We start from the raw sequence: 18,956 nt of genomic DNA, 5'->3' as shown, positions 1-18,956 counted from the left end.
TCAGAACGAAAAGCCAATCTTGTTTCTGCGCAGATCCGCTTCGACCATCAATTTGCAAAGATCCTCGAGCGACGTCTTCGGTTGCCAGCCCAGCTTCTCTTTTGCCTTCGCAGCATCGCCGATCAGCAGATCGACCTCAGCCGGACGATAGAACTTCGGGTTAACTCGAACCAGCACCTTGCCGTTCGACGGATCAACCCCTTCCTCACGCTCGCCGTCGCCGCGCCACTCGACGCTCGTGCCCGTCGCACGAAACGCCATCGACACGAAATCACGCACGGTCTCGGTGCGGTTCGTTGCCAACACGTACGTATCTGGCTCATCGACCTGCAACATCTTGTACATCCCTTCGACGTATTCCTTCGCAAAGCCCCAGTCGCGCTTCGCATCCAGGTTGCCGAGTTCAAGGACGTCGAGTTTGCCAAGCGAGATCTTCGCGACCGAATCCGTGATCTTGCGGGTCACGAATTCGCGCCCGCGCAACGGTGATTCGTGATTAAAGAGAATGCCGCTCGAGCCGAAAATGTTATACGACTCGCGATAGTTCACCGTAATCCAGTGGGCATACAGCTTCGCAACGCCATATGGACTGCGAGGATAGAACGGGGTGTCTTCCTTCTGCGGGACGGCCTGCACCTTACCAAACATCTCCGACGTGGACGCCTGGTAAAAGCGAATCGAGTCGTTGACGATCCGAATCGCCTCAAGGACGTTCAACGCGCCGACACCGGTAATTTCAGCGGTCGTTCGTGGCTGCTCGAACGACACTCCGACAAAACTTTGCGCCGCAAGGTTGTAGATCTCCCTCGGCTGAGCCATCTCGAGAAGACGAATCGTCGTGCCAAGGTCCGTCAGATCATGTTCGATCAGATGAAGCTTCGGGTGATTGTGAACGCCCAACTCTTCAAGGCGCCAGAAGTTGACCGAGCTGGTCCGCCGGTAGGTACCGTAGACGTCGTAGCCGTGCTCAAGCAGCAATTGCGTAAGGTAAGCCCCATCTTGTCCAGTAATGCCAGTCACAACTGCGCTCGTCAATTCCATCTCCTTGAGAAAGCCCCCGAGGGCGCGTTGAGCACGCCACGGGCAGATAATGCCGAATTCGATCGATTATATCCGACGCCCCCTCGGGTTCCGTCCGAAGAGTAGCTGCGAAAACAATCCTCTTACAGTTCGTCAACCATTTCGGCTGCATGCCGTCGAAACAGATACAAGCCGAACGTGCACAACACTATCCCGGCCACGAGTACCGGCCAGACGACGGTCCAATCGGGCCACGCCCGATTCACGAGAATCGTCTGATAGCCCATCACCAGATCCGCCATCGGATTGAACTTGATAAACGCCTTCGCCCTTTCCGGAAGTGCGTGCCACGGATAGACGATGGGGGTGAACCAGAACCAGAACTGCAGAAAAATGGTCATGAACTGACCAACGTCGCGAAAAAACACATTGAGGACGCCAATCGAAATACCGAGGCCAATGCTGAAAATGATCTGCACGACAAGCAGCGGAAGCATCGCGATGAACGGCATACCCGGAAAGTTGCCGCTCAAAACCAGAAAGAGCGTGAAGAGCGAGAAAATGATGGCGAAATTGACCAACGCGGAAACCGTGACAATCACGGGCAAAGCTATACGTGGAAAACTGAGCTTCTTCAATAGATTCGCGTTTTCGATAAACACGTTTTGCCCGCGTGACACGATTTCGGCAAAGAGACCCCAAGTAAGGATGCCTGCGCACAAGTAGATGCTGTAGCCGAACGTGCTTTGAACGCCGGGCATCCGCGACTTCATGACTTCCGCGAAAATGACCGTGTACACGAGAATCATGGCGAGCGGTTGCAGCACCAACCAAGCGGCACCAAGCATGCTTGTACGATAGCGGGTTTGAAATTCCCGCCTCACACTGCCAACGATGAAACCCCTGTAACGAATCAGGGCGCCAAATAATGCACTCAAGTCGGGTCCTTGGTCGAAAACGCGAGAAACGGATTCGCGATGCCATCGCTTCGTCAGGCGCGCGGCATGCGGACCCTCGGCTGGCTCGCTATTGTCCGTTATTGCACGCCTATCGGGCAACCGCCGCGGACGATGAAGGTCGATCGGCCCTGCCGCAATCAACTTTGCCCGTGAGAAGACATGCAGCGCTGCAATTCGACGAGCCAATCCGGCGATTGAATATTGAACGCTTGCGCCACCTTCTCGTTCGACAACCGCGAGTTGCGAGGACGTCGCGCTGGCGTCGGATACGCTTCTGTCGGAATCGGCATGACCGTTGGAGTGACGTCTAACTCCGCCTGCGCAAAGATCGCCTCGGCGAAACCAGCCCAACTTGTGGCGCCGGCCGCTGTCATGTGATACACGCCACTGCGCTGCGTCCACCATGAGAGCGCCTCTTTTTCGGCGACAGGCGTCTGTTGCAGCATCTGCACCGTCAAGTCGGCAATCGTTCCCGCCCAGGTTGGTGCGCCAAACTGATCGGCAACAACAGGGATCTCTTTCTTTTGGGCACCAAGTCGCAGCATCGTCAACAGAAAATTCTTGCCATACAAGCCGTACACCCAACTGGTACGCAACACCAGCCAGGCGCCACCCGCTTGAGCAATGGCCCGCTCTCCTGCCAGCTTGCTCGCCCCGTACACATTCAGCGGATTCGGCGTATCACTCTCAACATACGCACCATCTTTCGACCCATCAAACACGTAGTCGGTCGAATAGTGCACGAGCAATGCGCCCGTACGGCGAGCCTCTTCTGCAAGAACGCCTGGCGCCTCGCCGTTTATCCGCATGGTTAGTTCACTGTCGCTTTCCGCTTTGTCGACAGCTGTATAGGCGGCGCAGTTTACGATGACCGCCGGCTTCACCTGCGAGACGACCCGACGCACCTGCGCCAGATCCGACAGATCCAGCAAATTCCTCTCGGCAGCGACGAGCCTGCCAAACCCTGTCAGGCGACTCAGCAACGCTGTGCCCACCTGTCCGTTAGAGCCAGTCACAAGAACGACGGGATCAACGCGCTCAGCCATAGGTATAAATTGCCCATGCCCACGATTGAGCTGCCCGTTTTTACCGAACGATGCCCGGATCGGAGGCGAGATTATAGATACTCGCTCGCGTTATTAGAAAACGACCTAACAGACTGATACAAATTGGCAGGACAGCGACTCAAATCGTTATGCAGCGAAGCAACGCCACGAACATTCAATAGCTTTCCGCCGTCGCAAATCGTTGTCCGTTCGCATCCTTCAGAGCGAGGATCGGATCGCTCGTGATGGGCCAGTCAATGCCCACATCGGGATCGTTCCACAGCAGACAGCGCTCGTGGTGCGGAAACCAATAATCTGTCGTCTTGTACAGAAAATCCGCGAATTCGGAGAGCACAACAAACCCGTGTGCAAAGCCTGGGGGGATCCAGAGTTGCTGCATGTTATCCGCAGTCAGCCGCTGCCCAACCCATTTGCCAAAGTCCGGCGACTGTCTGCGCATGTCGACCACAACATCAAACACCTCCCCCGCCACCACCCTCACCAACTTCCCCTGCGCATGCTCAATCTGATAATGCAACCCCCGCAACACGCCCTTCGCCGACCTTGAATGGTTATCCTGAACAAACTCCACCCCAGCCTGCACCTGCTCGGCAAACTCCCGCGCATTGAAGCTTTCCAGAAAAAACCCTCGCGCATCGCCGAACACCTTCGGCTCGATCAGCTTGACTTCAGGCAGCGCGGTCGCCGTCACTTGAATTGCCATACCACCTTGTCCGTCAGAATATTTTTCAAATACCGCCCGTAATCGTTCTTCGAGAGCGGCTCAGCCAGCCTCATCACCTGTTCGGCGTCGATCCAGCGATACCGGTACGCAATTTCTTCCGGGCACGCTACCACGAGTCCCTGACGTTTCTGTAACGTCGCGATAAACGTCGCCGCGTCGATCAGCGAATCGTGCGTGCCAGTATCGAGCCACGCATACCCGCGACCCATAATCTCGACCTGCAGCTTGCCCGCCGCCAGATAGCGCGAATTGACGTCGGTGATCTCGTATTCGCCGCGTGCCGACGGTTTGATCTCCTTCGCGATATCGCACACATCCGCATCGTAGAAATACAGGCCCGTCACCGCATACGATGAGCGCGGTTGAGCCGGCTTTTCTTCGATCGACACCGCGCGCATCTGCTCATCGAACTCAACCACGCCGTAACGTTGCGGATCGTTCACGTGATACGCAAACACCGTCGCGCAATCGGTCCGCGCATTCGCGTCGCGCAACTGACGCGCGAGATCGTGACCATGAAAAATGTTGTCGCCGAGAATCAACGCGCTCGGGTCGCCGGCAATGAAATCACGGCCAATCACGAATGCCTGCGCCAGCCCGTCCGGCGACGGCTGCACCGCATATTGAAACGACATCCCCCACTGGCTGCCGTCGCCGAGCATCGCCTCGAAGCGAGGCGTGTCCTGCGGTGTCGAGATGATCAATACCTCGCGAATGCCCGCCAGCATCAGCGTCGACAGCGGATAGTAGATCATCGGCTTGTCGTACACCGGCAGCAGCTGCTTCGAGATCGCATGCGTGATCGGATACAGGCGCGTGCCCGACCCGCCCGCGAGAATGATTCCCTTCCGTGCCATCCGCGTGTCCTTTTTCACACCGTTCCCGCGTAGTGCGTTTCCATCCAGTGACGATAGCTGCCGCTCGTCACGCCGGCAACCCACTCCGGATGCTCGAGATACCAGAGCACCGTCTTCCTGATACCGGTCTCGAACGTCTCCGCGGGGCGCCAGCCGAGCTCGCGCTCGATGCGCGTCGCGTCGATCGCATACCGGCGATCGTGGCCAGGCCGGTCCTTCACAAATTCGATCTGCGCCGCATAGGCCGTCCCCGACGCCGACGGCCGCAGCTCGTCGAGCGTACGGCACAGCGTATGCACGACGTCGATATTCGCCTGCTCGTTCCATCCGCCGATGTTGTACGTTTCGCCCGGCACGCCCTTTTGCAGCACCGTGCGAATCGCCGCGCAATGGTCGGTCACATACAACCAGTCGCGCACATTTTTGCCGTCGCCATAGACCGGCAGCTTCTTGCCCCCGATCGCATTGATGATCGTGAGCGGAATCAGCTTCTCGGGAAACTGATACGGGCCGTAGTTATTCGAGCAGTTGGTGGTGAGCGTCGGCAGACCGTACGTATGGTGGTACGCGCGCACGAAATGATCGGACGCCGCCTTGCTTGCCGAGTAAGGGCTATTCGGCGCGTACGCCGTATGCTCATTGAAAGCTGGATCGGTGGGGTTGAGCGAGCCAAACACTTCGTCGGTCGACACGTGCAGGAAGCGAAAGGCTGCTTTCTCGTCGCCCGCAAGGCCATTCCAGTAGGCGCGCGCGGCCTCGAGCAGCGTGAAGGTGCCGACCACATTTGTTTGCACGAACTCGGCGGGCCCGTTGATCGACCGGTCCACGTGGCTTTCCGCCGCGAAATGCAATATCGCGTGGGGCCGGTAAGTGACAAACAGCGCATCGATCGCCGCGCGATCACAGATATCGACCTGGGAAAAAATATGTCGAGGGTCGCCGGCAAGTGGCGCAAGCGTTTCGGCATTGCCCGCGTACGTCAGATTGTCGACGTTGACGATCGGCTCATCGCAATCGCGCAGCCAGTCGAGCACGAAATTGGCGCCGATGAAGCCCGCCCCCCCGGTGACGATAATCATGCTTCCCCCTATCTGTCGGCTGGAGTTGGCGCTTTAGCGCTTACTCCAGCCCCATGCAAAGCTGTCGGCCAGAGTTGGCGCTTCAGCGCTTACTCCAGCCCCATGCAGCGGCCATTGCACGGCTGCACCTTTTTCAACGCTCGTGGCAGCCTCTTAAACCAGGTATTATGTCACGCGATATTGTGCAGTCGGCTCAGTTGCGGCTCCCCGCACGGTCGTGCCGCCGGTCGTGTCACCCCGCGCGCGTCGTCGGCACGGCGCAGCGCGTCACGCCAGCGTCCGCACCGGCATTAAGGCCTGGGCGCAACGTATGCGTCGGTGCTTTTCCGCACATGGCGTGACTGTCGTGACGCTTACACAACCCGGACTCAGATGACCACTTCCACGCGGCCCGCTCCCCTCGCCTTCGGCGACCTGCAAGGCTGCCACAACGAATTCCAGCGCTTGCTCGCGAAAGCCGCGCCGTCGGATGACACCCCGCTGTGGTTCGCCGGCGACATCGTCAACCGCGGTCCCGGCTCGCTTGCCACGCTGCGCGAGCTGGTCGCTCTGGGTGACCGCGCAATTACGGTGCTCGGTAATCATGACCTGCATCTGCTATCGGTGTCGGCCGGCATCCGCAAGTTGAAAAAAGGCGACACGATCGACGACATTCTTGCCGCGCCCGATGCCGACGAACTGCTCGAATGGGTCCGCCACCGCCCCATCGCGCATTTCGATAACGACATGCTGCTCGTCCACGCCGGCGTGCCGCCGCAGTGGGACGCGACGCTGACAATGGAACTCGCCAACGAACTGCAGCGCGCACTGCGCGCGCCGAACTGGAAAGAAACGCTGGCAGGCCTGTACGGCAACGAGCCGAACCGCTGGAAGCCGAGCCTCAAAGGCATCGACAGGCTGCGCGTGACCTGCACCGCGCTGACCAGAATGCGCTTTTGCAACGCGGACGGCGTAATGGATTTCACGTCGAGCGGCGGTCTTGATTCGACGCCGTCGGGCTTTATGCCCTGGTTCGATGTGCCGTCGCGGCGCACCGCGGAGGTTACTGTTGTTTTCGGCCATTGGGCCGCGCTCGGCCTGCTGATGCGTGACAACGTGATCGGGCTCGATTCCGGCTGCGTGTGGGGCAATCAGCTATCCGCGGTCCGACTCACGCGTGAACCGGCGGACCGCACAGTCACGCAGATGGATTGCTCAGGCTGTCGCGCATCCGCCGACACCGAATAAGCGCGGGAATCAGCCGATGCACTGCGCGGGTGCGAGGCCGCACGGCGCAGTGCTATAACTCCCTACGCACCTCCGCAGCCAGACTCGGAAACAACCTCGCACACACCCCCGGCGAATAGTCTTCGATCATCTGCTGAATCGGCGCATGGCGCCCATACGCAACCGACGCGACCAGCAACAGCCCCAGTGCCGCAAAACGCGGCTTCGCGAGCTTCACGCGCGAACGCACAAAGCTGCGCACGAACACGATCGCGAGCGCCGCGCCTAGCACCCAGCCGGCAATCACTTCGGTGACCGAATGCGCGTCGTCGAACACGCGCGCGACCGCGGTCAGCACACCGATCAGCAATCCGATGATCACGCCGGTCCGTGCGCGACCGCCCGCACAACGGCACAACAACGACATCGCGACGGTCCAGACCATCGCCGACAACGTGGTGTGACCGCTAAGCACGCGGAAATGCAGCGATTGAATTTCGATGCCACAGCCCGCGTACAGAATCTTGGTTGCGCCTACAAGCGCCATGCCGATCGCGAGCAACAGTATCCAGCGACCGGCCTCGCGACGTGCGGAAAACCACAGCCAGATCGCGCAAACAAGCGCAATCGGCAGCGTGAATGCCGCATCGCCAACGCTAGCGAAAATATTCCAAAGAAAGAAATCGGGATCCGTGAGCATCGGGGGAGGGTAATCGATTGGTCGGTTTCCGTCTGTTCGATCAGACACAGGCGCACGTGAGACGTTCGTTCGCGCCGCCCGCTGACCCAACTGTGAGCGACCGCGAGCGACTGCGATTGCTACGTGTCCGCCCGCCTTATTGCGCGAGCGGTCCGTTGGCCGCCGGCGTATCGCCGGCGTGCGCCGCATCGGCCTCCTGCTCAGTTTGCCCAAGCACCGCCTGCTGCCGCGCACGCGCGCCAACCGGCCGCAGACGATCGAGCGCGCCCTCCACCGCCGCCTGCGCCTGCGCGGCCAGCACGCGCCGCTCCGCACCCGGCGCGAGCGGATCGCAAACAACCACATGCGCAGTCAGCGGCGTGCCGCGCAATAACGTATCGAGCGACTCGCCCAGCGACATCTCGCCGATATACGACGGCGCCGTCGACTGATTGCCGCGCGCATCTTCGTAGTAAAGACAGAGCGGCTGCACCGGCCGCGCTGCGGACACAGCCGCCTGGAACAGGTTCGCATGAAACGGCAGCAGTTCGCGCCCGTCGGTTGTCGTGCCCTCGGGGAACACGCAAATCACGTCGCCAGCAATGAGGTGATCCGCGAGCTCATGCACGATGCGCTTCGCGTCGCTGCGTTTCTCACGCTGCAAAAACACGGTGTCGAGCTGTTCCGCGAACCAGCCGATCACCGGCCACTTGCGCACTTCCGCTTTCGACACGAAGCGCGTCGGCCGCCATGCGTTGATCACGTAGATATCGATCCACGAAACATGATTGCTGACGACCAGCGCCCCTTCGTCGAGCCGCGCGCCGTCGTTGTGCACGACCAGGCGCATGCCCGCGAGCTGCAGAAATCGCAGCGACCACGCGCGGTTCAGTTCAGAGCGCTGTTGCGCGGTGACCCGCGAAAAGCGCGTGGCGACTACCCACATGCCGTACGCCAGATGGGCAACAAGTCGTATCTTGCGGAACGCGTGCTTCATGCTGAAAGTCTTCCGTGCGTTTGAGTTCAGCGTTGTTCGAATGCCAGTTGCCCGGACACGATGGTCGCGCGCACGCGCGCCGGCAGTTCGTATCCGAGAAACGGCGTGTTATGCCCCTGGCTCTTCAGCGCGCGCGGTTCGACGCGCCAATAAGCGTCGCGCTCGAAGATGCACAGGTCCGCGGACACACCCGCTTCGATACGGCCCGCCGCGAGCTTCAGCACGCCGGCCGGCGCCGCGGTGATGCGCTTGATGGCCCGTGCGAGCGGCACCTTAGCTTCGTCGGCCCACTTCACGGTCAGCGATAGCAGGAGTTCGAGTCCGGTTGCGCCCGGCGTCGCTTCGGCAAACGGCAACAGCTTTTCGTCGTCATCGACCGGCGTGTGGTCCGAGCATATCGCATCAATCGTCCCGTCGATCAGGCCCATGCGAATCGCTTCGCGATCGCGCTGCGAACGCAGCGGCGGATCGAGGCGGAACTGCGCATCGAAGTAACCGATATCGACGTCGATCAGATGCACATGGTTGATCGTCACATCGCAGGTGACCGGCAAACCTTCCGCCTTCGCGGCACGTGTGAGCTCGATGCCGGCCGCTGACGACAGATGCGACACATGCACGCGCGCGCCGGTCACGCGAACCAGTTCGAATATCGTGTGCAACGCGATCGTTTCCGCCGATACCGGCACGCCGGACAACCCCAGCCGCGACGCCAGCGCGCCGCTCGCGGCAACACCGCCCTTGGCGAGATAAGCGTCCAGCGGGCGCAGCCACACCGTAAAACCATACGTGCTCGCGTACTGCAGTGCGCGCAGCAGCACCTGCGTATCGACGACCGGCACATCCGCCTGCGAAAAACCGATGCAGCCCGCCTCGGTCAGCTCGACCATCTCGGTGATCACCTGCCCTTTCAGGCCGACCGTCAGCGCGCCGAGCGGATACACGTGCACCTGATTCAGATTGCGCGCACGGAACTTCAGCATTTCGACAAGGCCCGGTTCGTCGAGCACCGGGTCCGTGTCGGGCGGACACACAAGCGTCGTCACGCCGCCCGCAAGCGCCGCGGCCATTTCGGATTCGAGTGTCGCCTTGTGTTCGTAGCCCGGCTCACGCAGCCGCGCGGACAGATCGACGAGCCCCGGCGTGACCATCAGGCCGCGCGCATCGATGGTCTTCGCCGCGTGGAAGTCGGCGGGCGCGCTACCGAGCGCAACGATCTTGCCCGCCGCGATAAAGATGTCCTGCTGCCGTTCGGTGCCCGCGGCCGGATCGATCAGCGTGCCGCCCTCGATGTGAATCTTCATGCGCTGCCTTCTTGTGCGTTGTTTGTTGCGATGCCGCCTTGATGTGCCGTATGTGCCTTTCCGTGCATATGTACACCGTCGCCAGCCGTGTCGATCGTTGCGCGTGCAATCAGTCGTGGTTGCCCGCGACGATACCCATCACCGCCATGCGAACCGCGATACCGAACGTCACCTGATTCAGAATGACCGACTGCGGACCGTCCGCGACCTGCGAATCGATCTCGACGCCGCGGTTCATCGGGCCGGGGTGCATCACGATCGCATCGGGCTTCGCGAGTGCGAGGCGCTCGGGCGTCAGGCCCCAGCTCTTGAAGTATTCCTGCGCCGACGGCAGCAGCGCGCCGCTCATCCGCTCGTTCTGCAAACGCAGCATGATGATCACGTCGACGTCCTTCAGTCCCTCGTCGAGATTGTGGAACACACGCACGCCCATCTGTTCGAGCCCGCCCGGTAGCAGCGTGCGCGGGCCGATCGCGCGCACTTCGGGCACGCCGAGCGTGGTGAGCGCGTGGATATCCGAGCGCGCGACGCGCGAGTGCAAAATATCGCCGACAATCGCCACCCGCAGATTCGTGAAATCGCGCTTGTAATGGCGGATCGTGTACAAGCAGGCCCTGCGTAGGGTGCGCATGGCGTCCGTCGCCGGCATTGATCACGTGCACGTGCGGCGCGCAGTGCTCGGCAATCAGATAAGGCGCGCCGCTCGATGCATGCCGCACGACAAACATATCCGCGTGCATCGCCGACAGATTATTGATCGTATCGAGCAACGACTCGCCCTTGCTCGTCGACGATGCGTTGATGTTCAGATTGATCACGTCGGCTGACAGCCGCTTCGCGGCGATTTCAAACGTCGTGCGCGTACGCGTCGAGTTCTCGAAAAACAGATTGAACACCGACTTGCCGCGCAACAGCGGCACCTTCTTCACCTCGCGGTCCGTCACGCTGACGAACTGCTCGGCCGTGTCGAGAATGTGATTGACGATCGCGCGCGGCAAGCCTTCGATCGTCAACAGATGCTTGAGCTCGCCGTTCTTCGTGAGCTGCGGATTACCCTTCAGGAAACCGTAACGAAAATGCCGCGCCTCGGCGGCGCGCTGCGTGGAATCCTGGGTGACCGGGTTGGGCTTGTTCATCGTGGTCCTGAGTCAAACGTGTTGCGGCAAAGCGCGGCGCGTGGTGAACGCGTTGGGCGCATCGGCTCGCGCGCCGCTTCGTGCCGCTTCGTGCCGCTTCGTGCCATTTCGTGCCGCTCGCCGCGGCAGTTATGTTCAATCCGCGCGTGCTTCGGTATGAAAAGTGAAACGCGGCGCGCCCGCTGCTTCGTCATGGCGCGCAAGCACGAGCGTCGCATCGGCCGGTACATCGACGACACCGCCGACAAAGCGCGCCGCAACCGGCAACTCGCGCCCACCGCGGTCCGCCAGCACCGCCAGTTCCACCGCGGCGGGCCGGCCGTAGTCGTAAAGTTCGTTGATGGCCGCGCGCACGGTGCGGCCGGTATACAGCACATCGTCGACCAGCAGAATGCGGTGATTGCTGACGTCGAATGGCAGCGACGTCGGGCTCGCTTGCGTATGCAGGCCCTTCTTCGCATAGTCGTCGCGATGCAGCGCGACGTTGACGACGCCGTAGCCCGGCACGTTCAGGTCGCGCGCAAGACGCTCCGCAAGCCACGCGCCGCCGCTATAGATGCCGGCCAGCACCGCACCGCCGGGCTCGTCCGGATGACCGAGCGCTTCACCATAAGCCGCACGGATCTGTTCGAGCACGACGCGATAAAGCGCCTCCGCGTCAAGGGAACTGAGGTTCTGGCTCATCGGGGTAATCCGGATTCTTCGAAGTACTGCTGAAGGATGATGCAGGCGGCTTCGGCATCGAGCAGTTCCGCACGGGCCACGCCGCTGCGCACACCGGCTTCGGCTTCGACCGACGAATAGCGCTCGTCGACCCACGTCACGGGCAGATTGAAACGGCCGTTCAACTGATTGCCGAAGCGTTTTGCCTGCTGGGTCATCGCGTGCGGGGTGCCATCCGGATGCATCGGCAGACCGACCACCAGCGCATCCGGCTTCCATTCGCCGATCAGCTTGCCGAGTTCGGCAAAACGATAGTCGCGGTTGCGGTTCTGCACGACCACGAGCGGCCGCGCGCTTTTCGTCAGGGAATTGCCAACGGCGACGCCAATGCGTTTCTCGCCATAATCGAACGCAAGCAGCGTCGCTTCACGTTCGGGCGCAACGCTCATGCGTGACCTGCTTCGCCGGAAAGCATCGAAAGTGATACACCGAGCAGCGCAAGCGCCGCTTCGAAGCGGTCTTCGGCCGGCACATCGAAGACGATCTTCGGGTCGGCCTCGACGGTAAGCCAGCCGTTCTTCGAGATTTCTTCCTCGAGTTGGCCCGCGCCCCAACCCGCATGGCCGAGCGTCAGCAGAAAGCGCCCGGGGCCCTTGCCGTTCGCGACCGCTTCGAGCACGTCTTTTGACGTGGTCATTTCGAGGCCGCCCGGCACTTGCATCGACGACGTGTATGAGCTGCCCTGCCCCGCGTCATGCAATACAAAGCCGCGCTCGGTTTGCACCGGGCCGCCGAAATACACGGGGACATGCAGCAGGGGTTCGATTTCGAGCTTCAGATCAATGCGATTGAACAGCGCTTCCAGATCGATATCAGTCGGCCGGTTGATGACCAGACCGAGTGCGCCGCGCTCGCTATGATCGCAAAGGTAGACCACCGTCCCTGAAAACGTCGGATCCGCCATGTTGGGCATGGCGATCAGGAACTGGTTGGTCAGATTGATGCGGTCGGAACTCTTGGACATAGGTCAAATTCTAGCAAAGACGAGTGGAAGTGCAGACCGCCTATGCACCGCGCGTGATGCGCCACGCAACACTTCCGCGCTCCACGGACGGCGGACCATAGGTGCACTCTAACACGCACTTACGGCCGGCCGATGGCGCGAGCGCGTTGTGTTGCATGCCATGTGCGCGGTACTTCACGTAGCCGTGCCGCCCAATTCGATGGCGCGCGTCAACGCCGCGAGCGCGCTGCCCGATTGTGGCGGCGCAATACCTGCCGCGATCTGGTGCAGCATCGCGCGCAACGCAAGCGCCGCATGTTCGAGCGTCGCCGCATCGGGTGCTTCGATGTTCACCAGTGTCCGCGCGTCGGGCTTCACCGCTGCAGCGTGCGCGCGACGTCGCCACGCAAGGCCTAGCGCATCCGACAGCAGCGCGACATGGCCGAGCCCGAGCGCGCACGCGGACGCACCGAGCCGGTACGCGGCGTCACCCGCCTGTAACGCTGCGCTCGGGTCGGCCTTTTGCGGGTTATCGGCAGCGCGAGCGTGTTCCGACAGGGCGGCAATCGATGCATCCGCGGTCTGAAGAAAATCTTCGTACGCGTTCGCGTGAACGGTGACTGCGCCGAGTGCTCGGGTCGGTGCCGGTTGAGTGGATGAAGGATGGGTTTGATGCGCGTCGGATGGGGTGGCTGAGGGGTCAGTCGGGCTGAATCGCGGATGGTCTTGCGTTTCGCTGGCCGACGGATGGGCACCCGCCCCCGCGGCCTGCGCCTCCCACAGCGCCTCCGATGCGCTCGTGCCCGCCACATGCCAGACCACCGTCAGACCGTAATCGCGCAGCAGTTCGACCGGGTCGGTATCTTCGGCCGCTGCGCCAAACAGCGCGTAGTCGCGCCACAACAACGCCAGCGTCGCGCGCACCAGCGAGCGCGGCGCGAACGGGATGCCGCGTGCCTGATCCGCCAGCGCGAGGTTGCACCGTGCGAAGAAACGCCGCGCGTCCGCGTCGCCAGCGCGGTCTCCGGCTAAGTGACCGCTCACGCGCAGCGCGCGGGCGCAACCGCCTGCAAGACGCCAAAAATCATAGGGATCGGGACCGGTGAGCTCGGCGATACAGGCCTCGAGCTCGTCGAGCGCGGCCTTCACGACGAGCGTCGCTGCCGACATGACGCCGTCACCCGTCTGCGCGCGCAATACCGGCAGCAGTGCCTGCTCGTAACGCGCCCGTAGATGCGCGAGCCGCTGCGCCGGCTGGGTATGCAACATCGCGGGCGAAACCGGCCGACCCGCCAGCGCGAGATTTTCGAATGCAACGGTAAAGCCCGGCGTGTGCTGCGCGATCAGCGCCGACAGCGCGCGATAGTGCACATACAGGGACGGCGAGCACGACAGCTCCTGCAGGTTGCGCCTGCCAAGCGCGGCCGCAAACGCGCGCAGCGCCGCTCCGAATTCGGTGCGGACCGGACTCTCCGTTGCAGCGGCGCCGGCGAGATGAGCGGGACGGGCGGCATCGGCAGTATCGAACGCAAGCGGCGAAGCCAACACCAACGCGTCGGCAAAACGATGGGCGGCAAGCCACCCTGCTTCGCGCAGCGCGTGCGCGGCGTGCAAAACGGACAATGCCGCGTCGCGATGCTGTTCGTGTGCGGAAAGGGCGTCGGCAAGTGCGGTTTCGGCCGCGCGCACGGCGCCGCCGCGCGGATTGGGCAACGCTTCGAGGGTGCTGCCGGGAGCGGATGGAGGTGTCGTCATGGGATCGCTAGCTGGAACGCCGACGGACCGAAACCGATGCTGAAACGGACACGGCGGTATCACCGCACTGGTCTCGCGGGATCTGCGGAAAAGGGACCTTCCGAGGATACCTGCAAGGACCTCCGCCAGGATGGCCGCGGGATGCGTGCGCGATGTACGCCAACGTATCGATCACATCGACCAGGGTCACGTCAGCAGTGCAGCGATTGACCGACGTGCGACGTGTCGACGCGACCTCGCTTGACGATCTCAACGGCCGACCATGTAGGGTTCGCGCCCCCGGTACGCCCCGGCACTGGACCGCTGCCGCGCCACGCATTACCCGTCACACGTGATGCGCGCCGTGCGCGCTTCTGGTGCGAGCCGCCGCGTGCACCCCGGCACGCCTGCGACAATGGGTGACAATACGTGGCAACAACGCGGAAACAACCCGCGAACGGGTCAGATCTCGACCATTTCGAAATCTTCCTTCCGGGCCCCGCACTCGGGGCAGGTCCAGTTGATCGGCACATCCTCCCAGCGCGTGCCCGGCGCGATCCCTTCTTCCGGCAAGCCGGCTTCCTCGTCGTAAATCCAGCCGCAGATCAGGCACATCCAGCTTCTATATTCCATTCTTTTGCGCGTCGAAAAGTCCGTTAAATCGGGAGCCATGATGGTACCGTGTTGCCGCCCCCATGCCTAGCGAAAGGCATGCGCGATTATGCGCTGCAGCATCGCGGCCTTCGGGTGCAGCCGTACGGTGCGCAGCGAAAAACCGCCCCGCCGCAGCATAAAGCCGCATAATTGAGTCGGCCGCGCCGGGTACAGGGTGCATCTTGCGAATCGAATGAATGTCCCGGCCGGGTCCCCGAATGGTCTCGACAGGCTCGCCGAATGGCGGCCATGCGTTGTGTCCACCCGTTGCACATTTACCAGCCACTTTTCATGCCCAGCGACACCCCTCCGATCGTCCTCACTTTCGGCCTTTCCGACCCCACTGGCGGCTCCGGCCTGCAAGCCGACCTGATGACGTTGGCCAGCATGGGCTGCCATGGTGTCACTGTTCTGACCGGCTATACCGTGCGCGACTCCGCGAGTTGCGACGAAGTCACCGCGCTGGACCCGGAAGTCGTCGCAACCCAGGCCCGCATGCTGCTCGAAGACATGCCAATCGCCGCATTCAAGGTTGGCGCGGCCACGCGAGCCGAAGTGGTGAGCGCCATCGCGGAAGTGGTCGCCGACTATGACGACATCCCGCTCATCCTCGCGCCTGATTTCACACTCGACGACGAGCATGTGCTCGCCGCCGACGAATTACGCGAAGCGATCGCCGACCTGCTCGCGCCACAAACGACGCTGCTCATTGCCGATCACGCCACGCTGCTCGCGCTCGCGCAGCCGGACGGCGACGCCGAGGCGCCGACGCTAGACGCGGCGGTGTCGCATCTGCTGTCGCAAGGCTGCGAGTACATCCTGTCAATGGAAACGGGCACGCATCGGCTCGTCAACACGCTTTACTGCGAGGAAGGCCAGTTGCGCCAGGATATGTGGGATCGCGGCACGCAACGCGTGGCGGGCATGACCGATACGCTAGGCGCGGCGATCGCGGCATTGCTCGCAAATGGGCAGGACCCGGCGGAAGCGGTACGCGAGGCACAGGAGTATCTGTTTCAGGCGATGCAGAACGCGTTCAGGCCGGGCATGGGTGCGTATTTGCCGGACCGGTTCTTCTGGGCGCGGGAGGGTGATGAAGACAAGCCTGCCACTGCGGGCAAAGGCGGAGCGCCGGGAGGAGAAGCGCGGCACTGATTCAGCGGCGTGGTGGCCGGGGGTGCGGCAGCGTGGCGCGCGTTTCACGCGACGCGCCAGATGCCCTTCGCAGACCCACAAGCAGACGGCACGCAAACCGCGCGCGCAGAAAAAAACCCGCACCGTGAAAAATTCACGCTGCGGGTTTTCTTTTCGAAGGACGCGCCTCACGGCGCGCCCTTCCGATGCTCTCCAGCTTGACGCCGAATTACATGTCCATGCCCATGCCGCCCATACCGCCGGGCATGCCACCAGGCATCGGTGCGTCTTCCTTCGGCAGTTCGCATACGGCTGCGTCCGTCGTCAGCAGCAGGCCGGCGACCGAAGCTGCGTTTTGCAGCGCGGTGCGCGTGACCTTCGTCGGATCGACCACGCCTGCTTCGACCATGTCGACATACTCGCCGGTTGCCGCGTTGTAGCCGTAGTTGCCCTTGCCGGCCGACACCGATGCGACCACGACGCTGGCTTCTTCGCCGCCGTTCGCCACGATCTGGCGCAGCGGCTCTTCCATTGCACGCAGCACGATCTTGACACCCGCGTCCTGATCGGCGTTCTCGCCCTTCAGGCCTGCGATTGCAGCGCGAGCGCGGATCAGCGCAACGCCACCGCCGGCCACGATGCCTTCTTCAACGGCTGCGCGCGTAGCGTGCAGCGCGTCTTCGACACGCGCCTTCTTTTCCTTCATTTCGACTTCGGTCGCAGCGCCGACCTTGATCACTGCCACGCCGCCGGCCAGCTTCGCCACGCGTTCCTGCAGCTTTTCACGGTCGTAGTCCGACGTCGCTTCGTCGATCTGCGTGCGCACTTGCTTCACGCGCGCTTCGATGGTTGCGGCTTCGCCCGCGCCGTCGATGATCGTCGTGTTTTCCTTGCCCACTTCGATGCGCTTCGCTTGACCCAGCTCTTGCAGCGTCGCCTTTTCGAGCGACAGGCCGGTTTCTTCCGCGACCACCTGACCGCCGGTCAGGATCGCGATGTCTTCCAGCATCGCCTTACGACGATCGCCGAAGCCCGGCGCCTTCACGGCAACCGTCTTCAGAATGCCGCGGATGTTGTTGACGACCAGCGTCGCGAGCGCTTCGCCTTCGACGTCTTCAGCGATGATCAGCAGCGGACGGCCAGCCTTCGCCACTTGCTCGAGCACCGGCAGCAGATCGCGGATGTTCGACACCTTCTTGTCGTGCAGCAGCACGAACGGGTTGTCGAGAACGGCGACTTGCTTGTCCGGGTTGTTGATGAAGTACGGCGACAGATAGCCGCGGTCGAACTGCATGCCTTCGACGACGTCGAGTTCGTCTTGCAGCGACTTGCCGTCTTCGACGGTGATCACGCCTTCCTTGCCGACCTTGTCCATCGCTTCAGCGATACGATCGCCGATCGACGAATCGCTGTTCGCCGAGATCGCGCCAACTTGCGCGATTTCCTTGTTCGTCGTGCACGGCTTGCTGATCTTGCGCAGCTCTTCGATCGCAGCGGTCACCGCCTTGTCGATACCGCGCTTCAGGTCCATCGGGTTCATGCCCGATGCGACGTACTTCATGCCTTCGCGAACGATCGATTGCGCGAGCACGGTAGCCGTCGTCGTACCGTCACCGGCGTTGTCGCTGGTCTTGGAAGCGACTTCCTTGACCATTTGCGCGCCCATGTTCTGGAGCTTGTCCTTCAGTTCGATTTCCTTCGCGACCGACACACCGTCCTTGGTGACCGTCGGGCCGCCGAAGCTGCGCTCGAGCACGACATTGCGGCCCTTCGGGCCCAGCGTGACTTTCACTGCGTTGGCGAGAATATTCACGCCTTCGACCATTTTCGAGCGGGCGGAATCGCCGAATACGACGTCTTTAGCTGCCATCTTCTAACTCCTTGAATGCTTTTGAATGAACTGGGACGTGAACTTACCTGTTCACCACAGCCATAATGTCTTCTTCGCGCATCACCAGCAGTTCCTGGCCGTCGACCTTGACGGTCTGGCCAGCGTACTTGCCGAACAGGACGCGGTCGCCGATCTTCACGTCGAGCGCGATCAGGGCGCCCTTGTCGTCACGCTTGCCCGGGCCGACTGCGAGGATTTCGCCTTGATCCGGCTTTTCCGCTGCGGCATCGGGGATCACGATACCCGAAGCGGTCTTGGTTTCCTGGTCAAGACGCTTGACGATCACGCGATCGTGCAAAGGACGAAGGTTCATACATACTCCTCTCTTGGTTGAGACTGAAGAACGCTGAGGACAACCCGACCGGCGAGCCCGGCCGGAGAAACTGTTAGCACTCGGGTGCGACGAGTGCTAATTATATGGAGAGGGAGTGACAAATTCAAGAAGCGTGAGCGCACTTAATCAGGCCGCTGTCGAGACTCACTCAAGTTTGAACTTTGTTCACTTAACCTTGAACTTGCGCCATCTCAAGCACCCGCTCCAGATTCAAAAACCTTCAACAAAACAATGACTTGATATCGTATACCGAGCCATGGAACGCGGTGCGCAAACGAGCGCTGCCACCGACCATTCGCGCAGGCAGGTCAGACTTGCAACGCACAACCGTCGATTGATAGGTGTTAACCCGCAGTCCAAACACCTGGATCGGCTAGTCCGGGGAAAATTTCGTTCGCTATGAAGACCTGCTTCGAAAGCCCGAAGAGGAAAACCGCATGTCTCACGAGCGCAAAGGCATCGCGGGAGACTGGCGAAATTACTTTACGCCTGGTGTGACGAAGAACTTCAACGCG

The 18,956-nt window shown here is 61.7% G+C and carries 18 protein-coding genes and 1 pseudogene; 2 read left to right on the top strand and 17 right to left on the bottom strand.

Features of this window, described 5'->3' with window-relative positions; all coding sequences use genetic code 11:
- The 6 genes from gmd to rfbB all read right to left on the bottom strand — a co-directional run bounded on the left by gmd (nt 1) and on the right by rfbB (nt 5,706).
- Nucleotides 1–1,041, bottom strand: a complete 1,041-nt coding sequence (gmd, locus tag HV796_RS18470) for a GDP-mannose 4,6-dehydratase (RefSeq protein WP_175227934.1) — start codon at nt 1,039–1,041, stop codon at nt 1–3.
- Between the two features lie 122 nt (nt 1,042–1,163).
- A complete protein-coding gene (locus HV796_RS18465) occupies nt 1,164–1,958 on the bottom strand; it encodes an ABC transporter permease (RefSeq protein ID WP_175228017.1) in 795 nt (264 codons plus the stop codon).
- A gap of 158 nt (nt 1,959–2,116) precedes the next feature.
- Nucleotides 2,117–3,025 carry a dTDP-4-dehydrorhamnose reductase gene (gene rfbD / locus HV796_RS18460; protein WP_175227933.1) on the bottom strand — a complete coding sequence of 303 codons (909 nt, stop codon included), beginning with the start codon at nt 3,023–3,025 and terminating at the stop codon, nt 2,117–2,119.
- A gap of 175 nt (nt 3,026–3,200) precedes the next feature.
- Entirely contained in the window at nt 3,201–3,749 is a 549-nt protein-coding gene (rfbC, locus tag HV796_RS18455) for a dTDP-4-dehydrorhamnose 3,5-epimerase (protein ID WP_175227932.1), read from the bottom strand.
- Nucleotides 3,734–4,627, bottom strand: coding sequence for a glucose-1-phosphate thymidylyltransferase RfbA (gene rfbA, locus HV796_RS18450; protein WP_175227931.1), 894 nt, complete (start codon nt 4,625–4,627; stop codon nt 3,734–3,736). Before rfbA ends, rfbC begins: the two co-directional genes overlap by 16 nt.
- A gap of 14 nt (nt 4,628–4,641) precedes the next feature.
- The gene (rfbB, locus tag HV796_RS18445; protein ID WP_175227930.1) at nt 4,642–5,706 is read right to left on the bottom strand and encodes a dTDP-glucose 4,6-dehydratase; all 1,065 of its coding nucleotides are present in this window, start codon (nt 5,704–5,706) and stop codon (nt 4,642–4,644) included.
- Nucleotides 5,707–6,078: 372 nt separating this feature from the next.
- Between rfbB and HV796_RS18440 the strand changes: the two genes are divergently transcribed.
- The gene (locus tag HV796_RS18440) at nt 6,079–6,933 is read left to right on the top strand and encodes a symmetrical bis(5'-nucleosyl)-tetraphosphatase (RefSeq protein ID WP_175227929.1); all 855 of its coding nucleotides are present in this window, start codon (nt 6,079–6,081) and stop codon (nt 6,931–6,933) included.
- A gap of 52 nt (nt 6,934–6,985) precedes the next feature.
- On the opposite strand, the gene HV796_RS18435 is transcribed toward HV796_RS18440, so the two are convergent.
- The 9 genes and pseudogenes from HV796_RS18435 to HV796_RS18395 form a co-directional block, all read right to left on the bottom strand.
- Entirely contained in the window at nt 6,986–7,612 is a 627-nt protein-coding gene (locus HV796_RS18435; protein WP_175227928.1) for a phosphatase PAP2 family protein, read from the bottom strand.
- A gap of 136 nt (nt 7,613–7,748) precedes the next feature.
- Nucleotides 7,749–8,588: a lysophospholipid acyltransferase family protein gene (locus HV796_RS18430; protein WP_175227927.1), complete on the bottom strand. Its 840-nt coding sequence runs from the start codon at nt 8,586–8,588 to the stop codon at nt 7,749–7,751.
- Between the two features lie 26 nt (nt 8,589–8,614).
- Nucleotides 8,615–9,892: a dihydroorotase gene (locus HV796_RS18425; protein ID WP_175227926.1), complete on the bottom strand. Its 1,278-nt coding sequence runs from the start codon at nt 9,890–9,892 to the stop codon at nt 8,615–8,617.
- Between the two features lie 109 nt (nt 9,893–10,001).
- Nucleotides 10,002–11,028: pseudogene (locus tag HV796_RS18420) on the bottom strand (aspartate carbamoyltransferase catalytic subunit).
- Nucleotides 11,029–11,163: 135 nt separating this feature from the next.
- Nucleotides 11,164–11,712, bottom strand: a complete 549-nt coding sequence (gene pyrR, locus HV796_RS18415; protein ID WP_175227925.1) for a bifunctional pyr operon transcriptional regulator/uracil phosphoribosyltransferase PyrR — start codon at nt 11,710–11,712, stop codon at nt 11,164–11,166.
- Nucleotides 11,709–12,140: a Holliday junction resolvase RuvX gene (gene ruvX, locus HV796_RS18410; protein ID WP_175227924.1), complete on the bottom strand. Its 432-nt coding sequence runs from the start codon at nt 12,138–12,140 to the stop codon at nt 11,709–11,711. The genes pyrR and ruvX overlap by 4 nt, the downstream gene beginning before the upstream one ends.
- Nucleotides 12,137–12,715 carry a YqgE/AlgH family protein gene (locus HV796_RS18405; protein WP_175227923.1) on the bottom strand — a complete coding sequence of 193 codons (579 nt, stop codon included), beginning with the start codon at nt 12,713–12,715 and terminating at the stop codon, nt 12,137–12,139. The genes ruvX and HV796_RS18405 overlap by 4 nt, the downstream gene beginning before the upstream one ends.
- Nucleotides 12,716–12,889: 174 nt before the next feature.
- Nucleotides 12,890–14,449 carry a FimL-related protein gene (locus tag HV796_RS18400; RefSeq protein WP_175227922.1) on the bottom strand — a complete coding sequence of 520 codons (1,560 nt, stop codon included), beginning with the start codon at nt 14,447–14,449 and terminating at the stop codon, nt 12,890–12,892.
- A 441-nt stretch (nt 14,450–14,890) separates the two neighbouring features.
- The gene (locus tag HV796_RS18395; RefSeq protein WP_175227921.1) at nt 14,891–15,061 is read right to left on the bottom strand and encodes a rubredoxin; all 171 of its coding nucleotides are present in this window, start codon (nt 15,059–15,061) and stop codon (nt 14,891–14,893) included.
- A 312-nt stretch (nt 15,062–15,373) separates the two neighbouring features.
- Here HV796_RS18395 and HV796_RS18390 point away from each other — a divergent pair, with 312 nt between their 5' ends.
- Nucleotides 15,374–16,237 carry a hydroxymethylpyrimidine/phosphomethylpyrimidine kinase gene (locus HV796_RS18390; protein WP_175227920.1) on the top strand — a complete coding sequence of 288 codons (864 nt, stop codon included), beginning with the start codon at nt 15,374–15,376 and terminating at the stop codon, nt 16,235–16,237.
- 208 nt (nt 16,238–16,445) lie between these two features.
- Here the strand turns inward: HV796_RS18390 and groL are convergent, their stop codons facing one another.
- Nucleotides 16,446–18,086, bottom strand: a complete 1,641-nt coding sequence (groL, locus tag HV796_RS18385; protein WP_175227919.1) for a chaperonin GroEL — start codon at nt 18,084–18,086, stop codon at nt 16,446–16,448.
- Nucleotides 18,087–18,129: 43 nt separating this feature from the next.
- Entirely contained in the window at nt 18,130–18,420 is a 291-nt protein-coding gene (groES, locus tag HV796_RS18380; RefSeq protein WP_175227918.1) for a co-chaperone GroES, read from the bottom strand.
- Between the last annotated feature and the right edge of the window lie 536 nt (nt 18,421–18,956).

Source organism: Paraburkholderia humisilvae (assembly GCF_902859855.1).
Classification (GTDB): domain Bacteria; phylum Pseudomonadota; class Gammaproteobacteria; order Burkholderiales; family Burkholderiaceae; genus Paraburkholderia; species Paraburkholderia humisilvae.
This window is presented reverse-complemented; position numbering and strand designations above follow the sequence as displayed.

Bases quoted from the DNA above. Each gene is read 5' to 3' on its own strand.
- gmd (WP_175227934.1), bottom strand. From the start codon at position 1,041: ATGGAATTGACGAGCGCAGTTGTGACTGGCATTACTGGACAAGATGGG.
- rfbD (WP_175227933.1), bottom strand. From the start codon at position 3,025: ATGGCTGAGCGCGTTGATCCCGTCGTTCTTGTGACTGGCTCTAACGGA.
- rfbC (WP_175227932.1), bottom strand. From the start codon at position 3,749: ATGGCAATTCAAGTGACGGCGACCGCGCTGCCTGAAGTCAAGCTGATC.
- rfbA (WP_175227931.1), bottom strand. From the start codon at position 4,627: ATGGCACGGAAGGGAATCATTCTCGCGGGCGGGTCGGGCACGCGCCTG.
- rfbB (WP_175227930.1), bottom strand. From the start codon at position 5,706: ATGATTATCGTCACCGGGGGGGCGGGCTTCATCGGCGCCAATTTCGTG.
- HV796_RS18440 (WP_175227929.1), top strand. From the start codon at position 6,079: ATGACCACTTCCACGCGGCCCGCTCCCCTCGCCTTCGGCGACCTGCAA.
- HV796_RS18435 (WP_175227928.1), bottom strand. From the start codon at position 7,612: ATGCTCACGGATCCCGATTTCTTTCTTTGGAATATTTTCGCTAGCGTT.
- HV796_RS18430 (WP_175227927.1), bottom strand. From the start codon at position 8,588: ATGAAGCACGCGTTCCGCAAGATACGACTTGTTGCCCATCTGGCGTAC.
- HV796_RS18425 (WP_175227926.1), bottom strand. From the start codon at position 9,892: ATGAAGATTCACATCGAGGGCGGCACGCTGATCGATCCGGCCGCGGGC.
- pyrR (WP_175227925.1), bottom strand. From the start codon at position 11,712: ATGAGCCAGAACCTCAGTTCCCTTGACGCGGAGGCGCTTTATCGCGTC.
- ruvX (WP_175227924.1), bottom strand. From the start codon at position 12,140: ATGAGCGTTGCGCCCGAACGTGAAGCGACGCTGCTTGCGTTCGATTAT.
- HV796_RS18405 (WP_175227923.1), bottom strand. From the start codon at position 12,715: ATGTCCAAGAGTTCCGACCGCATCAATCTGACCAACCAGTTCCTGATC.
- HV796_RS18400 (WP_175227922.1), bottom strand. From the start codon at position 14,449: ATGACGACACCTCCATCCGCTCCCGGCAGCACCCTCGAAGCGTTGCCC.
- HV796_RS18395 (WP_175227921.1), bottom strand. From the start codon at position 15,061: ATGGAATATAGAAGCTGGATGTGCCTGATCTGCGGCTGGATTTACGAC.
- HV796_RS18390 (WP_175227920.1), top strand. From the start codon at position 15,374: ATGCCCAGCGACACCCCTCCGATCGTCCTCACTTTCGGCCTTTCCGAC.
- groL (WP_175227919.1), bottom strand. From the start codon at position 18,086: ATGGCAGCTAAAGACGTCGTATTCGGCGATTCCGCCCGCTCGAAAATG.
- groES (WP_175227918.1), bottom strand. From the start codon at position 18,420: ATGAACCTTCGTCCTTTGCACGATCGCGTGATCGTCAAGCGTCTTGAC.